Here is a 19,416-nt window from a genome sequence, read left to right as displayed (position 1 = left end):
TCATTGAACAGCTGCTCTTTAACAATGTATATCATGCTGACAAGAACACTTCGCAAGAAGTGGTCTTAAATTGTGATACGCGTCAGCGTATCCGGCAAAATGAAACGTGATCATTGCGAGTCCAGACTCCTTCGGGTTATAGGGTCAAGCAATGAAGCGCACACGGTGGATGCCTAGGCAGCCAGAGGCGATGAAAGACGTGGTAGCCTGCGATAAGGTTCGGTGAGGTGGCAACAACCTGTGACCCGGACATCTCTGAATGGGGAAACCCACTCATCATAAGATGAGTATCGTGCACTGAATACATAGGTGTACGAGGCGAACCAGGGGAACTGAAACATCTAAGTACCCTGAGGAAAAGAAATCAACCGAGATTCCCCTAGTAGCGGCGAGCGAACGGGGACCAGCCCTTAAGCATGTGACTGATTAGGCGAACACGTTGGGAAGCGTGGCCGTAGCGGGTGATAGCCCCGTAGTCGAAAATCTGATCATGTGAAATCGAGTAGGTCGGGGCACGAGAAACCTTGACTGAAGACGGGGGGACCATCCTCCAAGGCTAAATACTCCTGGCTGACCGATAGTGAACCAGTACCGTGAGGGAAAGGCGAAAAGAACCCCGGAGAGGGGAGTGAAATAGATCCTGAAACCGTGTGCGTACAAGCAGTAGGAGCAGACTTGTTCTGTGACTGCGTACCTTTTGTATAATGGGTCAGCGACTTATATTCAGTGGCGAGGTTAACCGTATAGGGGAGCCGTAGGGAAACCGAGTCTTAACTGGGCGACACAGTCGCTGGATATAGACCCGAAACCGAGCGATCTATCCATGAGCAGGGTGAAGATTGAGTAACATCAATTGGAGGCCCGAACCAGGATCTGTTGAAAAAGATTTGGATGACTTGTGGATCGGAGTGAAAGGCTAATCAAGCTCGGAGATAGCTGGTTCTCCTCGAAAGCTATTTAGGTAGCGCCTCACGTAGTACCGCCGGGGGTAGAGCACTGTTTCGGCTAGGGGGTCATCCCGACTTACCAACCCGAGGCAAACTCCGAATACCGGTGAGTAACGCGTGGGAGACACACGGCGGGTGCTAACGTCCGTCGTGAAAAGGGAAACAACCCAGACCGTCAGCTAAGGTCCCGAAATCCTGGTTAAGTGGGAAACGATGTGGGAAGGCTCAGACAGCTAGGAGGTTGGCTTAGAAGCAGCCATCCTTTAAAGAAAGCGTAATAGCTCACTAGTCGAGTCGGCCTGCGCGGAAGATGTAACGGGGCTAAACCAGGTACCGAAGCTACGGGTTCATCCTTTGGATGAGCGGTAGAGGAGCGTCGTGTACGCCAATGAAGGTGGATTGAGAAGTCTGCTGGAGGTATCACGAGTGCGAATGCTGACATGAGTAACGATAAAGGGAGTGAAAAACTCCCTCGCCGGAAGACCAAGGGTTTCTGTTCGACGCTAATCGGAGCAGAGTGAGTCGGCCCCTAAGGCGAGGCCGAAAGGCGTAGTCGATGGGAAACGGGTCAATATTCCCGTACCGGACATGGTTGCGATGGGGGGACGAAGAAGGCTAGGTGAGCCAGGCGTTGGTTGTCCTGGTGAAAGTGAGTAGGCTGAGGGTTTAGGTAAATCCGGACCCTTTCAAGGCCGAGACACGAGATGAACTGACCACGGTCAGGAAGTCACTGATGCCACGCTTCCAGGAAAAGCCTCTAAGCTTCAGATCATGTGCGACCGTACCCCAAACCGACACAGGTGGTCAGGGTGAGAATCCCAAGGCGCTTGAGAGAACTCGGGTGAAGGAACTAGGCAAAATGGTGCCGTAACTTCGGGAGAAGGCACGCCGGCGTAGGGTGAAGAGACTTGCTCTCCTAGCCCGAACCGGTCGAAGATACCAGGTGGCTGCAACTGTTTATTAAAAACACAGCACTCTGCTAACGCGCAAGCGGACGTATAGGGTGTGACGCCTGCCCGGTGCCGGAAGGTTAAATGATGGTGTTAGCCGCAAGGCGAAGCTCTTGATTGAAGCCCCGGTAAACGGCGGCCGTAACTATAACGGTCCTAAGGTAGCGAAATTCCTTGTCGGGTAAGTTCCGACCTGCACGAATGGCGTAATGATGGCCACGCTGTCTCCACCCGAGACTCAGTGAAATTGAAATCGCCGTGAAGATGCGGTGTACCCGCGGCTAGACGGAAAGACCCCGTGAACCTTTACTATAGCTTCACACTGGACGCTGATGTTGCCTGTGTAGGATAGCTGGGAGGCTTTGAAACTCGGACGCCAGTTCGGGCGGAGCCAACCTTGAAATACCAGCCTGGCATCATTGGCGTTCTCACTCAGGTCCGTTATCCGGATCGAGGACAGTGTGTGGTGGGTAGTTTGACTGGGGCGGTCTCCTCCTAAAGAGTAACGGAGGAGCACGAAGGTACCCTCAGCACGGTCGGACATCGTGCATTGAGTGCAAGAGCATAAGGGTGCTTGACTGCGAGACAGACACGTCGAGCAGGTGCGAAAGCAGGTTCTAGTGATCCGGTGGTTCTGTATGGAAGGGCCATCGCTCAACGGATAAAAGGTACTCCGGGGATAACAGGCTGATACCGCCCAAGAGTTCACATCGACGGCGGTGTTTGGCACCTCGATGTCGGCTCATCACATCCTGGGGCTGAAGTCGGTCCCAAGGGTATGGCTGTTCGCCATTTAAAGTGGTACGCGAGCTGGGTTTAGAACGTCGTGAGACAGTTCGGTCCCTATCTGCCGTGGGCGTTGGATGTTTGAGAAGGGCTGCTCCTAGTACGAGAGGACCGGAGTGGACGACCCTCTGGTGTTCCGGTTGTCACGCCAGTGGCATTGCCGGGTAGCTATGGTCGGACGGGATAACCGCTGAAAGCATCTAAGCGGGAAGCCCCCTTCAAGATGAGACATCCCTGAGGCCTAGAGCCTCCTGAAGGGCCCAGCGAGACCAGCTGGTTGATAGGCACGGTGTGGAAGCGCTGCAAGGCGTTGAGCTAACGTGTACTAATGGCCCGTGAGGCTTGACCCTATAACACCCAAGGGGTCTGGTCGTAATGATGACGCAACATTAAAACACCGGATACGCAGCGTGTGGCCTGACTCAAACGAGCAGGCGGCACAATGAGACGATCACAAACAGCATGATGTACATTAACAGTTACGCCTGACGACCATAGCACGCGTGAACCACCTGATCCCTTGCCGAACTCAGAAGTGAAACCGCTTAGCGCCGATGGTAGTGTGGGGTCTCCCCATGCGAGAGTAGGTCATCGTCAGGCACTTATTTGAAAAATCCCTCAGGGCTTACGCCTTGGGGGATTTTTTTTTGCATGGGCGTGAGGGGTAAATAGTGAGGAGTGAGGGGGAATAGTGAGTAGAAAACGTTGGTGTAGGGGTATCTAACGAATATCCTGTTCCGCCTCACGCCTCACGCCTCACGCCTCACGCCTCACGCCTCACGCCTCACGCCTCACGCCTCACGCCTCACGCCTCACGCCTCACTTCTATAAATCCCTGCGGTGTTGGCAGATGCCACCCGCCCAGGTTTCATAAATCGCGCGGTCATCGGCGAGCATCATTAATGCAAAAAGTCGCTCGCCAAGCGTAGTGCAGTGGCTGATGCGTCGAGAAAGTAATGACGTCGCTTGAGTATCAATCACCACAAAATCTGCTTCCAGCGTGGGAGCCAGTTGGCCAATTTGGCTATCCAGCGAGAGTGCTTTTGCATTCCCCTTGGTTAAACCATAAAAGCCTTGCCAGGCAGTAAGCGGTTGTCCACCTAGTTGACCCACTTGATAGGCCGCTTTCAGCGTACCAAAGCCCGATAAGTCAGTGCCTGCACCTATATCGCTGGCAAAGGTGAATGCCATACCCGTCTGTTTGGCGGCCTCACGGTCAAATAAACCGCTGCCAAGAAAGAGATTGGAGCTGGGGCAAAAGGCAATATTGGCGCCTCGATCCGCCAATCGCTTGCGCATACCGTTATCGAGATGAATACCGTGGGCAAAGGTACTGCGTGGGCCAACGAGGCCTGCTTGCTCATAAACGGCCAAGTAGTCGCGGCTACCTGGAAACAGTTCGGCTACCCAGTCCAACTCACCGCTGTTTTCAGCCAAATGGGTCTGTAACCAGAGACTTGGATCATTACGAAGCAGGGCGCCTGCCGCATCCATTTGTGTTTTGGTCGATGTAGGCGCAAAACGCGGGGTGACACTGTAGCCGAGTCGCTCCTTGCCGTGCCAATCTTCAATTAGCCGCTCGCTATCGGCAATGCCCGAAGCACCGTCCATTAGGGCCTCTGGCGCGTTACGATCCATCAATACCTTACCCACCAGCATACGCAACTGGCGCTTTTCACAGGCGGTGAAAAAGGCATCCACGGAACCAGGGTGGCTAGACCCAAATACCTGAGCCGTTGTAGTCCCTGCGCGTAGCATCTCATCCAAAAACGCGTTAGACAGCGCTTCTGCATGGGCGTGACTCGCAAAACGACACTCTTCCGGAAAGGTATAGTCGTTTAGCCAGTCAAGTAGCTGACGGCCATACGACGCCATGATATCCAATTGAACGTAGTGCACATGGGTGTCAATAAACCCCGGCATAATAAGTTTGTCACGGTAATCGAGAACTTCCGCACCTTTGGGTAGCGACGGCGCCAATTCAGGAAAGTGGCCGACGGCATGAATATGCTGGCCTTTCAACCAGAGTAAGCCATCACCGTAGTGCTCTAAACTGCCCGGTTGAGGCGTATCGCCATCTCCAGGGTCGCGGGCAAAACTGATCAGTTCGGCACGAATAAACGTATCGGTAGAAGAAGTCGTCATATTAACTCGTGGTCGTCGGAGAATCGGTCAATAGCGTTCGCAGAGACTGGGAGTCCAGCCCGCGGTTATCTTGAGAAGTGGGCGTGTCCGTTAGCCAAAGCAGCTCAGCCACTACCGTTAGCGCAATCGCATAGGGGGTTTTATTATTCAGCTTAGTGGCGTGGATGCGCCCAATGGGGCTACGTACCCGCGCCATTTGTTCGTCAGAGTACCCGTCGCGTTTCAGCCGCCCGGTAAAGCTTGCCCACTTGCTGTCTGAACCAATCAATCCAATCGACGCGATGTCGTCGCGCTGAATTAACGCTTGGATCAGCGCATAGTCTTCGTCATGGTTGTGCGTCAACACCAGCGCATGGGTATCTGCAGGCAAGTTTGCGACACATTTCTCTGCATCATGAAGCGGATAACGGTGAAGTCGCGGTTGCTGCTGCCCGACGACAAACGCATCACGACGGCTATCGTACCAGTGCAGTTGCCAGGGAAGCGGGGCGCCTAGCTTGACGATCTCTTGACCGACGTTGCCTGCACCAAAGATAGCGATGTGAGCCGTAGCGCCGGGAAACGCTTCCAGAAGAATATTCACGAAGCCACCACAGCACTGGCCGCTTCGTCCACCTAGAGAGAAGGCTTCTAAGCTGAGTCCGTAGCGTTGTTCAGCCAAACAGGCCCGCGCGGCGGAAATGGTTTGCCACTCAAAGGTACCGCCTCCCAGCGTATCAAAGATGGCATCATCAGTGATCACCATGCGAGCGCCAGGCTCGCGGGGCGTTGAGCCTGCGCTGGTCACCTGGGTGGCTAGCACATGGGGGATGCCGTCGCGCTGTAAACGATGCAGTGCCGCATGCCAGGTTTCCGGTACTTGAAGTTCACTCACAGCGCTCTCTTCCTGATGGCATTGGCCGCGAGCATAACCCGCTCAGGCGTGGCCGGTGTGTCTAAGTGCGGTGATGTGGTGTAATCGGTAAGGCTCGAAAGGGCGTCACGCAACGCCGACCAGACACAAATGCCGAGCATAAAAGGGGGCTCACCGACTGCTTTTGAGCGGTAGAGACTGGCCATGGAGTTGGGATGGCCTTCCAATAGCGCAACATTGAAGATAGGCGGTAGGTCGCCAAAGGTGGGGATTTTATAGGTCGCCGGCCCATCGCTGACCAGCACGCCTTTATCGTTCCACTTCAGCTCTTCGCTGGTCAACCAGCCCATTCCCTGAATAAAGCCCCCCTCCACTTGGCCAATATCGATAGCGGGATTAAGCGAGTCGCCCACATCGTGCAAGATATCAACGCGGTCAACCTGATACTCGCCGCTCAGGGTATCCACGCTCACTTCAGCCACTGCCGCGCCAAATGCATAGTAATAAAAGGGGCGACCCTGGCCGACTGAGCGGTCATAGTGAATCAGCGGTGTAGCATAGAAGCCTTTTTCAGACAGCGATATCCGATGCAGATAGGCCGTTTGCACCAATTCTCCCCACGGAATACTGCGCTCGCTTTCGCCGAACCCGGCCACTAACATGCTGTCTTCCAGGCGCATGCCTTCCCGATCCAAACCCTCGGGATAGTGCTCGGTAGCAAAATCGAACAGACGTTCACGTAGTTTGCTGGCCGCATCCCGGGCAGCCATGCCGTTTAAGTCAGCACCGCTGGAAGCGGCGGTCGGGGACGTATTGGGGACTTTATCGGTTCGCGTAGCGGTAATGCGCACTTTGTCTAAATCCAGCCCCAGCTCCCTGGCTACTACCTGACAAATCTTGGTATGCAGCCCTTGGCCCATCTCGGTACCGCCGTGATTAATCATCACGCTGCCGTCGGTGTAAACATGCAGAAGGGCGCCCGCCTGATTCAGATGCTGGGCGGTAAATGAAATGCCAAATTTGACCGGCGTAAGTGCCAGGCCTTTTTTTATCACTGAGTTCGTGGCATTGAAGTCACTGACCGCTTTGCGCCGCGACCAGTATTCGCTGTCACTTTCTAGCCTTTCAACGAGTGTGTGCAACAGCTGCAACTGATCGACCTGCTGGCCGTAGTGGGTGACGTCGCGACCCTCGCGGTAGAAATTGCGCTTACGCACGGTGAGCGGATCTTCGCCAATCTGGCGGGCAATATCATCCATGGCCGCTTCAATGATCATCATCCCTTGGGGGCCGCCGAAGCCCCGGAATGCGGTATTGGAGGCGGTATGGGTTTTGGCTCGATGCCCGACTACCTGGGCATCCCCCAGCGAGTAGGCGTTGTCGGCATGAAACATGGCGCGATCAACGATGGCGTCAGAAAGATCCGGCGAGTAGCCGCAGTCACCGATCACCGTGATCTCACCCCCCTGAATAACGCCTTCAGCGTCAATGGCGAGCCGGTAGCGATTATGGAAGGGGTGGCGTTTCCCCGTGGCATGCATATCGTCGCTGCGTGGTAAGCGCAGGCGAACCGTCTTGCCGGTGCGGCGAGCAATAATTGCGGCAATACACGCCCAGGGAGACGCCTGAGTCTCTTTGCCACCAAAGCCACCGCCCATACGACGGACTTCGACGGTCACCGCATGAAAAGGGATATCGAGCACCTCCGCCACCAACTTTTGGGTTTCGCTGGGGTGCTGGTTGGAGGTGTGAACAATAACACCCTCATCCTCGGTAGGGTGAACCACACAGGCCTGGCCTTCCAGATAGAAGTGCTCTTGACCGCCAACAAACAGCTCACCTTCAACCCTCTGTTCCGCCTGGTCGAGTGCCTGTTGCCAATCACCCCGCGTCTGCACATGAGTGGGGCGAACAAACTCTTCCCGCTCTGTTGCGGCCACCGGGTCTAAACTAGCTGGCTGCTCATCGATGCTGATAGTGGCAAATTTGACGGCACGGCGAGCTGCCTGCAGCGACGTTGCCGCCACGGCGAACAGGCACTGGCCTGCATAGCTGATCTCATGATCGACAAAAATGGGATCGCCCGGAAAGACCGGCCCGATGTCGGTATGCCCCGGCACCTCATGAAAGGTGATCACATCGACCACCCCTGGCGCCTCTTTCACCTTGCTGAGATCAAGCTGCGTCAAGGTGCCGTGGGCGACAGGTGATAGGCCCAGCGCCACATGTAGCGCATCGGCCGGTACGGCTAAGTCGTCAATATAAGCCGCCTTGCCGGTGACGTGCTTTTCGGCACTCTCATGAAAACTTGCGCTACCCGCCTGGCGTTGGCCAGTACTGTCGACCGTATGGCGCGCCAAGGGGCCAGAGCCTTGAATGTGGTCGTGCAGTTCACGGCGGGCACGGCTACTATCGCCGTCCAGTTTAGTGAGCGTACGCATGGAGCATCACCTCTTGGTCGGGCACTGAGAGAGAAAGGTAGAGCCGTTCAATTAGATTCTGGGCAGCTTGCTGGCGATAATGTTGGCTACCCCGCACGTCACTCATAGGTTGGAAATCATCTTCAAGTGCCTGCTGAGCGGCGCGAAACGCCTCTGGGGTAATAGCGCTGCCCTCAAGCGCTGCTTCGGCTGCTAGCGCGCGTTTGGGAGTAGCGGCCATACCGCCAAAAGCGATTCGTACATCACGCATAACACCCTGCTCAACGCGGTAGCAAAAGGCGCCGAGTAGCGCGGAGATATCATCTTCGCGACGCTTGGAGAGTTTCCAAACGCGCAGTTGACTCTCTTCAGCCGCTTGCGGGATGAAAATTCGTGAAACAACTTCATCGGTCGCCAAGGCGGTCTTTTTATAATCCAGGAAGAAATCCTCAAGCGCTAAGCAACGCTTGCCGGTTACGCTAGCAAGCTCTACCTGGGTATCCAAGGCCAGTAGCACGGGGGGCGTATCGCCAATAGGGGAAGCATTGGCGATATTGCCCCCCAGGGTTCCCCGGTTGCGAATTTGCTGGGAGCCCAACCGGTGCAGCAGATGTGCAAATGCTGGGAAGTGCGCATTAAACAGGGGTTCGAGTTGGGTATAGGTCACCCCGGCGCCTATCCACCAGCCGGTTTGATTCTCAAACAGGGCCTCTTCAATGGTGAGTAGCTCGGCAACCCTAGAAACGTCAATCAACTGATCAAGGGGGGCCAAACGCTGAGTGCTCTCTAGCCAGAGATCCGTGCCGCCGGCCACCAAGCGCGCCTGGGGGAAGGCTTGGCGTAGCTGCGCTAGCGCGACCAAAGACGTCGGTTGGGCAAAAAATACAGCCGTTTCCGCTAAGTCTGTGATCTGCGCATCGCTTTCTGAATCTGGCAATGTAGCGTCAAACCACTGAGGGCGCAGGTAAGGAGTCGCATTCATACTCAGCGCTGCATCCCGAATCGGCCGATAGCCGGTGCAGCGGCACAAGTTACCGCCTAGAGCGGCTTCGAGTCGCTCGGGTGTTAGCGGAGAGGGGCGCTGGATAAGATCGCTATGCAGAGTGAAAAGCGACATGACAATACCCGGCGTACAAAAACCACATTGGCTACCATGGCATTCGATCATCGCTTCCTGAGCGGGGTGCAAGTGACCCTGTTCCGACAACCCTTCAACGGTCACCAAGTGCCTGCCCTGCAGTTGGTGAGCAGGCGTAATGCAGGCATTAGCGCTGGTATATCTGTGTGTGCCTGACGTTGGCTCGCTAATCGCCACGGTACAGGCGCCACAGTCACCTGAAGCGCAGCCCTCTTTGGTGCCCGTTTGGGCCAAATGCTCGCGCAAAAGGGTTAGAATGCTGGTGTCGGGTGAAACGTCACACCGCTGGGGGGTACCATTGAGCAGGAACGCAATCGTTGCCATGCCGAACTCCACTGTGATCGTATAGATCGGGATTGTGCTGACCGATCGGTCAATATGAGTTGAGCTTGGGACAAAACGTCCTCTCTTGCAAGTATTTGCTCGCTGCACAGGAGTGGGGCAAGCTTATGCTAAATGCCACTATTTGGGGCGATTAGCCTATCCACCGACTCTTATCAAGGAACACTGTTAATGACCGCCGTATCCGTCCCTTCTGAAAGCCCAAGCCGGGAAAAAATAGAGACAAGTATCCTGATTGCCGCGGAGCAGGTGTTTTCTCAGCACGGTTACCGCGGGGCAAGCTTGCAAGTGATCGCTGACCGAGCAGGTCTCCCCAAAGCCAATATTTTGTACTATATGGGCAGTAAACAGGCGCTTTACGTGCGGTTGCTTAACCGCATGATGCTTCGCTGGAATGAAGTGCTTGAAGACATTACCCCAGAAAGCGATCCAGCGACGGTGCTCAGTGATTTTATCCGCACTAAAATGGTGCTTGGTCAGCGCTATCCTGAAGGCTCAAAACTCTTTGCGGCAGAAATTTTAGCCGGTGCTCCCTTTTTAAGTGAGTATCTGGCGGGTGAGTTACGCGATTGGGTGGCTTCTCGCGCGGCAATCATGCGCCAGTGGTCGGTACAGGGCAAAATGGACGATGTCGATCCGCGCTGGCTAATCTTCCTGATTTGGTCTGCGACGCAGCACTACACTGAATATAGTGCCCAAGTGTCCGGTATTCTAGGTCGCGAGGCATTAAGTGACGATGACCTTGAGTCTATATCGGCTTTTCTTGAGCACGTTATCCTTAAAGGCTGTGGCATAACTCAGCCTGTTGCTAAAGCACGCCCGCTGGAAAAGTGAAACGAGAATGAGTGTGCTCCCAATTGACCAGCATCTTGATCATTTAAAAGATAGCTTAGCTGCCCACAATCGTCTGGTGCTGATTGCTCAGCCAGGGGCGGGTAAGACAACCCGCATTCCGCTGAGCTTATTGGCGAGCCACTGGGCCGAGGGTCAAAAACTACTGCTGTTAGAGCCACGTCGAGTCGCTGCTCGTTTGGCCGCTACGTTTATGGCCCAGCAGTTGGGTGAGAACGTTGGCCAAACGGTGGGTTATCGCATGCGCGGCGATAGCTGTGTCAGTGCACAAACCCGCTTGGAGGTAGTGACCCAGGGCGTACTCATCCGCATGCTACAAGATGACCCGCTGTTAGAGGGCGTTGCCGGGATTATTTTTGATGAATTCCATGAGCGCAGCCTAGAAGCCGATGTGGGCTTGGCGCTAACGCTGGATGTGCAAACCAGTATTCGCGACGATTTGCGCTTACTGGTGATGTCGGCAACCCTGGATATCGCGGCGCTCAAGCGAGTGTTGGGCGAGCAGGTGCCGGTCATTGAGTGCCATGGGCGCCAATTTCCGGTGGAGACGGTTTATCGTCCTGCTCAAAGCGGCGAGGAGAGCTTGAATCACGCACTTAGAGTGGTCAATGAAGTGCTTTGCATGCCTGATAGTCAGGATATATTAGTGATTTTGCCCGGTGTGGCGGAGATCAATCGTCTAGTACAGGCGTTGGAAAGAGCCTTGCCCGCTCTGGCGGTCAGACCATTGCACGGCAGAATGAGTATCGCTGAACAGCAGGCAGCCCTGGCAGCGAATACATCAAAACAGCGAATTATTGTGTCCACCGCGATCACTGAGTCGAGTATTACCGTGGATGGCGTGAATGTGGTGATTGACGGTGGTCTAGAGCGCGTGCCGCTTTTTCAGCCGCGCACCGGGCTAACCCGTTTAACCACGCGACGCATTAACCGCGCCAGCGCTGATCAGCGGCGGGGGCGGGCAGGGCGTCAGCGAGAGGGCAGCTGTTTTCGGCTTTGGGCTCAGGATCAGACGTTGGTGCCTTACGGTGAGCCGGAAATACAACAGGCGGATCTCTCGTCGCTGGCGCTGGAACTGGCGTGCTGGGGTGTTGCATCGCCCCAAGCGCTAAACTGGGTAACGCCACCGCCAGAGGGCGCCTGGCGAAGTGGCCAAGCGCTGCTGGTGCAACTGGGGGTATTAGATGAGCAGCACACACTAACCCCTCTGGGTAGTCGCTGTGCCCGCTGGCCAGTTGAGCCGAGAATTGCCGTGATGCTGGAGCGAGCAGCAGACTTTAATGCTGTGCCTCTAGCCTGTGGGGTTGCGGCACTGCTAGAGGAGCGTGACAGCAATGAGCGCTCGCTGCACGATGCGTTAGCCCTGCGGCTTCGCCAGCCAAAACGGTTCCCCAGTTGGCAGCGCGAGGCGCTTAGGCTGGCAAAGAGAGCAGGGGTAGCGCTTAGTGCCGCTGCGCTAGAACCACTTGGGCCACTCTTAGCACTGGCTTACCCTGAACGCATTGGCCAGCAAGTAAGCCCTGGTAACTTTCGGCTTGCCAATGGTAAAACCGCCACGCTGTCGTTAAGCGATACATTGGCGCATCAACCCTATTTAGTGGCCGTGGCGTTAAATAGCGCGGCAAGTGGTCAGGCACGTATTGCCGCGGGTGAACCGCTGTCACTTGAATCGCTGCTTTCGCTCTATCCCAGTATTCAACAATGGCAGCCGCGGATAACATGGTCGCAGGAAGAGGGGCGTTTAGTCGGTGAAGAGGTGCAGGCGCATGGCAGCCTCGCTATTGCCAAACGCCCTTTAGCGCATCTGCCGGAAGAGGCGGTGAAAGAGGCGCTATTGAACGCCTTACGTCAGCAGCCTGAAACGTTATTTGGCGATAAGCTACAGCAGTTACGCGGGCGAATGGCGCTGCTGCGTGAATATCAGGGAGAGGCTTGGCCCGACTGGTCTGAAGAGGCATTGCTAGCCACGTTAGACAGTTGGTTAGCTCCCTATCTGATCGGGGTCAATCGGCTGAGTCAAATTGAGAAATTGCCGCTAGAGCGCTACCTGCTCAATTCACTGCCCTGGGAGGCGCAAGGTGAATTTGAGCAGTTAACGCCATTAACGCTTGAAGTGCCTAGTGGCAAGCAGGTTGGCTTAGACTACCTGCCATGTCTTTCCCAACGCCCACCTATTTTAGCGTTGAAACTGCAGGAGGCCTTCGGCTGGCGGGTAACTCCTACCGTTGTGAATGACGCTGTTGCAGTGATGATTCATCTGCTTTCACCTGCGCGTCGGCCGCTGCAGGTAACCCAGGATTTAGTTAGCTTTTGGCAAAATGGCTACCCTGAAGTGCGTAAAGAGATGCGCGGTCGTTACCCCAAGCACCCTTGGCCAGAAGACCCGCTGACTGCCTCCGCCACCGCGCATACCAAGTGTAAGATGTGACAGTTTTGACATCCGCCGCGCTGGTAGCTACTCGCTGCGCTTTTCCGGGATCTCATCTGGAATCCGGTAGCGCACACCATCTACCCGCTCTTCTTCATAGCGCTGATTCTCCTCGTCAGGCACAACCCCGATGACGGTTTCCTGAGAGCCGTCCGGCCATGTATAAGTCGTACAACCAGCTAACAGCAGCAGAACAATAACAAATAGCGCATTGATGGGTAATGCGAGGCGGCGCTTGAGCATAAGGCACTCCATTGGGTGGCGCTGATCCTGAGAATAAGTTGAGTATCTCACATTAAGAAACTATAGGTAGTCATTTGCCTAGCTGTAAATGCTTAGATTTCGACACTTTACCCTGACGTAATGCTTATGTATGCCTATGATAATAGTGATTAACTCATTCAGGGCTGAATAAATGCAAGAGCGTCAATTCCCCTCGGAGGTTCTATGTGGTCGGTGGTGAAGTCAGTGCTAGCAGCCTTGCTAGGCGTTCAGAGCAACCAAAAGCGGGAGGAAGACTTTAGTAGTGGCAGGCCAGCAGCCTATCTTGTCACTGGTGTGGTGATTACGCTGCTGTTTGTTTTGCTGCTTATTTTTTTGGCCATCATGGCGGCCCGCTGAAAAGCGTTGATAGCGTTAAATGAGCAAAGCGTGACGAATCGCACATATTTTCTATACTGCTAATATCTCATTTCATCCTGCCCTAATCTAACGATAAGTAATAACAATAAAATTGGAGGTATCTATGCATTCACGGTGGTGGCTAATCGCCATATTCCTTACTGTAAATGAGTCGCAGGCTCAGTCCAACGGCTGGAATATGCCCGTTGGGGTAACAGATGTAAGCAGCGATATTTATGGCCTGCACATGACCATTTTTTGGATATGTGTCGTGATTGGCGTGGTGGTCTTTGGGGCAATGTTCTACTCATTGTTTCGTTATCGTCACTCCAAAGGAGCAAAGGCTGCTCACTTTCATGAACATACCAGTGTGGAAGTGTTATGGACTGCCATCCCCATTCTTATCCTGGTTGGTATGGCCGTGCCCGCCACAGCCACCCTAAAAAACATGTACGACGCATCAGACGCCGAGTTGGACGTCATGATCACTGGTCAGCAGTGGCGCTGGCGCTATGAGTATCTTGGTGAGGACGTAGCGTTTACCTCCAATATGAGTACCCCGAGAACGCAAATCAGTGGTGAAGAAGCCCGCGGTGAGCACTACTTATTAGAGGTTGACGAACCCCTGGTGCTGCCGATTAACCGTAAAGTACGTTTTCTAATGACCTCGGACGACGTGATTCACTCATGGTGGGTGCCGGACTTGGCGGTCAAGCAGGATACGATTCCCGGCTTTATTAATGAGAACTGGGTAAAAATCAACGAACCGGGTATTTATCGTGGTCAATGTGCTGAGCTGTGCGGTATTGATCACGGTTTTATGCCGGTGGTGGTGCATGCCGTAGAAGAAGAAGAGTTTGAAAGCTGGCTGGCTGAGCGGAAAGAGGCCGCTGAGCAAGAGGCAATGGGGGTAGACCGTGAGTGGGAAATGGCAGAACTAGTAGAGCGCGGTGAATCCGTTTATCAATCGATTTGCTCCTCTTGTCACCAAGCCGAAGGCCAGGGCTCGCCGCCGGCATTCCCGGCACTAGCAAATAACGAACAGCTATTAAGTGATGTGGATTGGCACCTTGATAAGGTGGTAAACGGTGTCTCGGGCGCGGCAATGCCCGCTTTTCGAAGCACCTTAAACCCTGTTGAAATCGCTGCTGTAGTCACCTATACGCGTAATGCTTGGGGTAATGATACGGGAGAGGTGGTGCAGCCTTCTGCAGTGGCTGAGTTAATCGCCCAATGACGTTGGTTTGCCACGCAATCGGACAACAACAATATTTTGGAGAGACACATGGCGCCCAAACTGCCCCCTCAGCCACCACTACAACATAGCTCTACAGCCGTCGCCGACGGTCAATCGCATGGTCATGCCGCGCCGCCAAAAGGTATTTTGCGCTGGCTATTGACCACCAACCACAAAGAGATCGGCTCTCTCTATTTGATTTTTTCGCTGACGATGTTTTTCATTGGCGGCATATTTGCCCTGGTGGTCAGGGCTGAGCTTTTCCAGCCAGGCTTGCAGCTGGTTGAACCTGAGTTTTTTAACCAGATGACCACCATGCACGGTTTGATAATGGTGTTCGCTGCGGTAATGCCCGCTTTCACCGGGTTAGCAAACTGGATGATACCGCTGCAGATTGGCGCGCCGGACATGGCGTTACCGCGGTTAAATAACTTCAGTTTTTGGCTGCTGCCGGTGGCGTTTACGCTGCTACTTTCAACGCTATTCATGCCCGGCGGGGGGCCTAATTTCGGCTGGACATTCTATGCGCCGCTGTCGACGAATTTTGCGCCACCCTCGACAACTTTCTTTATTCTCGCCCTGCATATTGCCGGCATTAGCTCCATTCTCGGTGCTATCAACATTATCGCAACCATTTTAAATATGCGTGCGCCGGGCATGCGTTTAATGGATATGCCGCTGTTTGTTTGGACATGGCTGATTACTGCTTTTCTGCTGATTGCCGTGATGCCGGTTTTGGCGGGTGTGATCACCATGATGCTTATGGATATTAACTTTGGCACCAGTTTCTTTGATGCAGCAGGCGGTGGTGATCCGGTGTTGTTTCAGCATCTATTCTGGTTCTTCGGTCACCCCGAAGTGTACATTATGATTCTGCCCGCCTTTGGGATTGTCTCGGCGATCATCCCCACCTTTGCACGTAAGCCTCTGTTCGGTTACGCATCGATGGTGTATGCCACCGCAGCTATTGCATTGCTGTCGTTTTTAGTCTGGGCTCACCATATGTTTATAGTGGGGCTCCCGCTGGTGGCAGAGCTGTTTTTTATGTACTCCACCATGCTGATTGCCGTGCCTACAGGGGTTAAGGTATTTAACTGGGTCACTACCCTGTTTCGCGGCTCAATTAGTTTTGAATCGCCGATGCTATTTTCCCTGGCCTTTGTGGTGCTATTTACCATCGGCGGCTTCTCCGGCCTGATGTTGGCCATCGCGCCAGCGGATTTTCAGTATCACGATACCTACTTCGTCGTCGCCCACTTCCACTATGTGTTAGTCCCAGGGGCGATCTTCGCCATCATGGCGGGGGTGTACTACTGGTTGCCGAAATGGACCGGTCACTATCCCAACGAGCGACTGGCTCAGTGGCATTTTTGGTTCTCGATTATTGGCGTCAATTTAACCTTCTTCCCCATGCACTTCGCAGGCTTGGCGGGGATGCCACGGCGAATCCCTGACTACGCCCTGCAGTTTGCTGATTTTAACTTGCTCTCAAGTATCGGTGCTTTCTTCTTCGGTGCGTCGCAGCTGCTGTTTGTATTGGGCGTGATCCTATGCATCCGCGGTGGTAAAAAAGCGCCCGCCAAAGCTTGGGAGGGAGCGGTTGACCTGGAGTGGACGGTGCCTAGCCCAGCGCCACTACACACATTTGAAACGCCGCCAGTGTTTCAGCGCACGTCTCACTAAAAATACATAAACCGCACGGGTCACCGGCCTAAGAGGTGTTATGAATAGTCAAGAACAGACACAAGTGGGAGTGCGACGCACGGTTATTAGGACAGTCGCCGTGCTGGTCGGCATGTTTGGGTTTGCCTTCGCACTGGTGCCGCTCTATGACGTTTTTTGCCAGATCACCGGTCTTAACGGCAAAGTGGATGCCACGGCGCAAAGTATCGTGCATGAAGAGGTGGATGAATCGCGTTATATCAACGTGCAATTTATCACTCGCGGCAGCCCCGGCCTGCCATGGCAGATGAGCGTTGAAATGCGCCAGATGAGCGTGCACCCCGGGCAAATGGCGGAAGTCGATTTTACCTTTACCAATAATAGTAATAGCGAAAGCTGGGGGAGAGCCGTGCCCAGTGTGTCTCCCTTCACTGCCACGACGCACCTGCGTAAAATCAGTTGTTTCTGCTTTCAAGAGCAGCAGTTGCAGGGCGATGAACGGTTAACCATACCGCTGGTATTCCAGCTGGCGCGTGACCTGCCTGCAGATATTAATACTATTACGCTGGTATATACCCTGTATCCCGTAGAGCATGCGATTCAAAATGCTTCACTGAATAGCGCTAATAGCGACTTAGAGAATGATGACGACCTGAGCAATGGTCCCGAAAACAGTCTCAGTAACGAGCCCAAAAACAATAAAGCGGTGGGAGAAGCGATATGAGCAGTGGTAGCTATTACGTTCCGGCGAGTAGTCGGTGGCCTGTTCTTGGCTCGGTTGCCCTAGGCGCCATGATGGTGGGTACCGGTATTAAGCTCGTCTACGACACGGGGTTGCCGCTGGTGTTAATCGGCGTAGTGGGCGTTATTGCGGTGATGGGGCTCTGGTTTCGTGACGTGATTAGTGAGTCTCGGGGAGGACTTTACGATGCGCAAATGGACCGTTCATTTCGCTGGGGGATGGGTTGGTTTATTTTTTCGGAAGTGATGTTTTTCGCCGCTTTTTTCGGTGCGCTATTTTACGTACGTATGTTTGCCATTCCATGGTTAGGGGGGGAAGGGGCAAAAGGCGTTTCCGCGTTGTTGTGGCCTGATTTTGTAGCCACATGGCCGTTGCTGAACCCGCCGGACTCATCTATCGCTGGCCCGCAACAAGTCTTTAGCCCGTGGCAGCTTCCTCTCGTCAATACCCTGATTTTAATTACCTCCAGCATCACATTAACCGTTGCCCACGAAGCGCTAAAGTTAGGCGACAGGAAGACATGCCGCAACTGGCTAACGGGCACCGTGCTGTTGGGATTCTGCTTTATCATGATTCAGGGCATTGAGTATTACGAGGCCTACGCGCATTACGGAATTACCTTAGAAGCCGGTATTTTTGGTGCGACATTCTTTATTTTGACGGGTTTTCATGGCGTGCACGTCATTATTGGCACGCTGATATTAGCCACCATGCTGGTGCGTATTATTAAGGGGCACTTCGCCGACGAAAACCACTTTGGTTTTGAAGCCTCTTGCTGGTATTGGCACTTTGTGGATGTGGTCTGGGTGGGGCTGTTTATTTTTGTCTATGTCTTATAGTCGCATTAGCCTAACTGGCCTGACCAATAGCCGAAAATAATAAGGGCTACAAGCAAACAACCTAAACCAATTCTCCATTTGAGAGAACGTAATAAGCGGTGAGAAGAGGCGTTATCTCGAATCAGAAAAACGGCGCCCATGGCCAGGCTGATGACCATCGCGATAAATACGGCGGCAATGAGTAGTTGTAACCACATGATGAAACCCTCTCGGCAATGGCGTTTTTATAGTTGGTGTCTGTTCTGGAGTGTACTGGTGGCGTTAGGCGCCTGTTTAGGACTATGGCAGTGGGAGCGGGCAGATGACAAGCGGTTAGCAATAGCCATGCGCGATGCAGCCCCCGCTTTGGTAAAACCGACAGCACAGCCAGCCCAAGGCGCCCAGGTGACACTGCGGGGAGAATACTTGGCTGAGCAAACACTCTATTTGGATAATCGCATCGTAGACGGAAGGGTCGGTGTGGCGGTACTAACGCCACTGCGTGATATTCACGGTCAGTTGTGGCTGGTGCAGAGAGGCTTTTTAGCCACCGGGCCGCGTCGCGAAACACCCCAGGCCGCAACACCCAGTGGGACGGTTGACCTGACTGGCGAGTGGCAGGAGGTACAGGCGGGCGGTCCGCTATATGGGGAAAACAGAGAAGGGGCACGGCTGCAGCAGCTCAGTCTTGAGCCATGGCGCGCTTCGCTAGGTGCCTTCAGCTACGCTGGCTGGTTGCATGCTTCCGAAGGCGATGGGGTTCTCACCCCGTGGTGGGAAGCCAATGTCATGCCACCCAGTCGGCATATGGGCTATGCGGTTCAGTGGTGGGGCCTAGCCCTGGCAGCCTTGGTGGTCATGTTTATCGGCGGCCAGAGGTTGCGTCGCGATGGGACTCAACAAAAGCGTTCAGGTTATAAAAATAAACAGGGGTGAAAGTATGCAGGATGCCAAACACATTCGCCGCCAGCGGCTCAAGTTAATCCTTATTTTTGTGATATTCGCGGCACCTATGGTCGCTGCGTGGGGAATGGTCGAGTTACGCATTGGTATTCCAGACCGGCATACGGCTCACGGCAAGGTTGACCTGAAATTACCCATGCTCGATGAATGGCCGTTAACCACGCTGGCTGATAATAGCCAAGAAGAGTGGATATTGGTGTTTGACTGCGCCCAGCAGTGCGAACAGCGCATGGATGAGTTTTGGCGGCTACACCGTGCTTTAGGTCGCGAGGCGCCGAGATTAACCCGTTTGCGGATCGGTGGGGATGCAGAGCCGCTACCGGGAGAGATGACCAGCGAATGGCAGCACTTACCCTCATGGCGTGAAGACAACTCAGTATGGGTACTCGATCCCATGGGGCGTCCTGCACTGGCTTTTGAGGCCAATGTAGCCACTAAGTATGTGCTCGAGGATATCCAGCATTTGCTTAAAGTGAATCCTCAGTAAAGCAAGCTAACCCCTGTTGTTAAGG

15 protein-coding genes and 2 rRNA genes are annotated in these 19,416 nt (G+C 54.1%); 11 read left to right on the top strand and 6 right to left on the bottom strand.

Annotation, left to right across the window (positions count from 1 at the left end; genetic code table 11):
* The first annotated feature begins 142 nt into the window (after nucleotides 1–142).
* Nucleotides 143–3,033 (top strand): 23S ribosomal RNA (locus tag U738_RS09400).
* Between the two features lie 134 nt (nucleotides 3,034–3,167).
* Nucleotides 3,168–3,283, top strand: a 5S ribosomal RNA gene (gene rrf / locus U738_RS09395).
* Between the two features lie 225 nt (nucleotides 3,284–3,508).
* On the opposite strand, the gene guaD is transcribed toward rrf, so the two are convergent.
* Genes guaD through xdhA form a run of 4 tightly spaced genes read right to left on the bottom strand, consistent with a single transcriptional unit; the run spans nucleotide 3,509 to nucleotide 9,563 of the window.
* Nucleotides 3,509–4,828, bottom strand: coding sequence for a guanine deaminase (gene guaD, locus U738_RS09390; RefSeq protein ID WP_035579570.1), 1,320 nt, complete (start codon nucleotides 4,826–4,828; stop codon nucleotides 3,509–3,511).
* 1 nt (nucleotide 4,829) lies between these two features.
* The gene (gene xdhC / locus U738_RS09385) at nucleotides 4,830–5,702 is read right to left on the bottom strand and encodes a xanthine dehydrogenase accessory protein XdhC (RefSeq protein WP_035579568.1); all 873 of its coding nucleotides are present in this window, start codon (nucleotides 5,700–5,702) and stop codon (nucleotides 4,830–4,832) included.
* Nucleotides 5,699–8,122 carry a xanthine dehydrogenase molybdopterin binding subunit gene (xdhB, locus tag U738_RS09380; RefSeq protein WP_035579567.1) on the bottom strand — a complete coding sequence of 808 codons (2,424 nt, stop codon included), beginning with the start codon at nucleotides 8,120–8,122 and terminating at the stop codon, nucleotides 5,699–5,701. The genes xdhC and xdhB overlap by 4 nt, the downstream gene beginning before the upstream one ends.
* Nucleotides 8,106–9,563, bottom strand: coding sequence for a xanthine dehydrogenase small subunit (gene xdhA, locus U738_RS09375; RefSeq protein ID WP_035579566.1), 1,458 nt, complete (start codon nucleotides 9,561–9,563; stop codon nucleotides 8,106–8,108). The genes xdhB and xdhA overlap by 17 nt, the downstream gene beginning before the upstream one ends.
* Before the next feature lie 189 nt (nucleotides 9,564–9,752).
* Between xdhA and U738_RS09370 the strand changes: the two genes are divergently transcribed.
* Complete coding sequence (locus U738_RS09370; RefSeq protein ID WP_035579564.1) at nucleotides 9,753–10,415, top strand: TetR/AcrR family transcriptional regulator; 663 nt, start codon at nucleotides 9,753–9,755, stop codon at nucleotides 10,413–10,415.
* 7 nt (nucleotides 10,416–10,422) lie between these two features.
* Nucleotides 10,423–12,861 carry an ATP-dependent helicase HrpB gene (hrpB, locus tag U738_RS09365; protein WP_035579563.1) on the top strand — a complete coding sequence of 813 codons (2,439 nt, stop codon included), beginning with the start codon at nucleotides 10,423–10,425 and terminating at the stop codon, nucleotides 12,859–12,861.
* 27 nt (nucleotides 12,862–12,888) lie between these two features.
* Here hrpB and U738_RS09360 read toward each other — a convergent pair whose 3' ends face one another.
* Nucleotides 12,889–13,104 (bottom strand): hypothetical protein, encoded by a 216-nt coding sequence (locus U738_RS09360; protein ID WP_035579562.1) that lies wholly within the window; start codon nucleotides 13,102–13,104, stop codon nucleotides 12,889–12,891.
* 204 nt (nucleotides 13,105–13,308) lie between these two features.
* On the opposite strand from U738_RS09360, the gene U738_RS22910 reads away from it, so the two are divergent.
* The 5 genes from U738_RS22910 (at nucleotide 13,309) to U738_RS09340 (ending at nucleotide 17,962) form a co-directional block, all read left to right on the top strand.
* Nucleotides 13,309–13,482, top strand: a complete 174-nt coding sequence (locus U738_RS22910; protein WP_081899074.1) for a DUF2970 domain-containing protein — start codon at nucleotides 13,309–13,311, stop codon at nucleotides 13,480–13,482.
* 124 nt (nucleotides 13,483–13,606) lie between these two features.
* The gene (gene coxB, locus U738_RS09355; RefSeq protein ID WP_035579560.1) at nucleotides 13,607–14,719 is read left to right on the top strand and encodes a cytochrome c oxidase subunit II; all 1,113 of its coding nucleotides are present in this window, start codon (nucleotides 13,607–13,609) and stop codon (nucleotides 14,717–14,719) included.
* A 48-nt stretch (nucleotides 14,720–14,767) separates the two neighbouring features.
* Nucleotides 14,768–16,402 (top strand): cytochrome c oxidase subunit I, encoded by a 1,635-nt coding sequence (gene ctaD, locus U738_RS09350; RefSeq protein ID WP_035579559.1) that lies wholly within the window; start codon nucleotides 14,768–14,770, stop codon nucleotides 16,400–16,402.
* A gap of 40 nt (nucleotides 16,403–16,442) precedes the next feature.
* Entirely contained in the window at nucleotides 16,443–17,105 is a 663-nt protein-coding gene (locus U738_RS09345) for a cytochrome c oxidase assembly protein (protein WP_035579557.1), read from the top strand.
* Nucleotides 17,102–17,962: a cytochrome c oxidase subunit 3 gene (locus U738_RS09340; protein WP_035579555.1), complete on the top strand. Its 861-nt coding sequence runs from the start codon at nucleotides 17,102–17,104 to the stop codon at nucleotides 17,960–17,962. The genes U738_RS09345 and U738_RS09340 overlap by 4 nt, the downstream gene beginning before the upstream one ends.
* A 5-nt stretch (nucleotides 17,963–17,967) precedes the next feature.
* On the opposite strand, the gene U738_RS09335 is transcribed toward U738_RS09340, so the two are convergent.
* Complete coding sequence (locus U738_RS09335) at nucleotides 17,968–18,159, bottom strand: DUF2909 domain-containing protein (RefSeq protein WP_035579553.1); 192 nt, start codon at nucleotides 18,157–18,159, stop codon at nucleotides 17,968–17,970.
* On the opposite strand from U738_RS09335, the gene U738_RS09330 reads away from it, so the two are divergent.
* Together U738_RS09330 and U738_RS09325 are read left to right on the top strand one after the other, a co-directional pair.
* On the top strand, nucleotides 18,158–18,877 hold the full coding sequence (locus U738_RS09330; protein WP_035579551.1) for an SURF1 family protein: 720 nt from the start codon (nucleotides 18,158–18,160) through the stop codon (nucleotides 18,875–18,877). The two genes, U738_RS09335 and U738_RS09330, sit on opposite strands and share 2 nt — an antisense overlap.
* A 4-nt stretch (nucleotides 18,878–18,881) precedes the next feature.
* The gene (locus tag U738_RS09325; protein ID WP_035579549.1) at nucleotides 18,882–19,391 is read left to right on the top strand and encodes a hypothetical protein; all 510 of its coding nucleotides are present in this window, start codon (nucleotides 18,882–18,884) and stop codon (nucleotides 19,389–19,391) included.
* Nucleotides 19,392–19,416: the final 25 nt, after the last annotated feature.

The sequence above is a fragment of the Halomonas sp. TG39a genome (assembly GCF_000744395.1).
In the GTDB taxonomy this organism is placed as follows: domain Bacteria; phylum Pseudomonadota; class Gammaproteobacteria; order Pseudomonadales; family Halomonadaceae; genus Vreelandella; species Vreelandella ventosae_B.
This window is presented reverse-complemented; position numbering and strand designations above follow the sequence as displayed.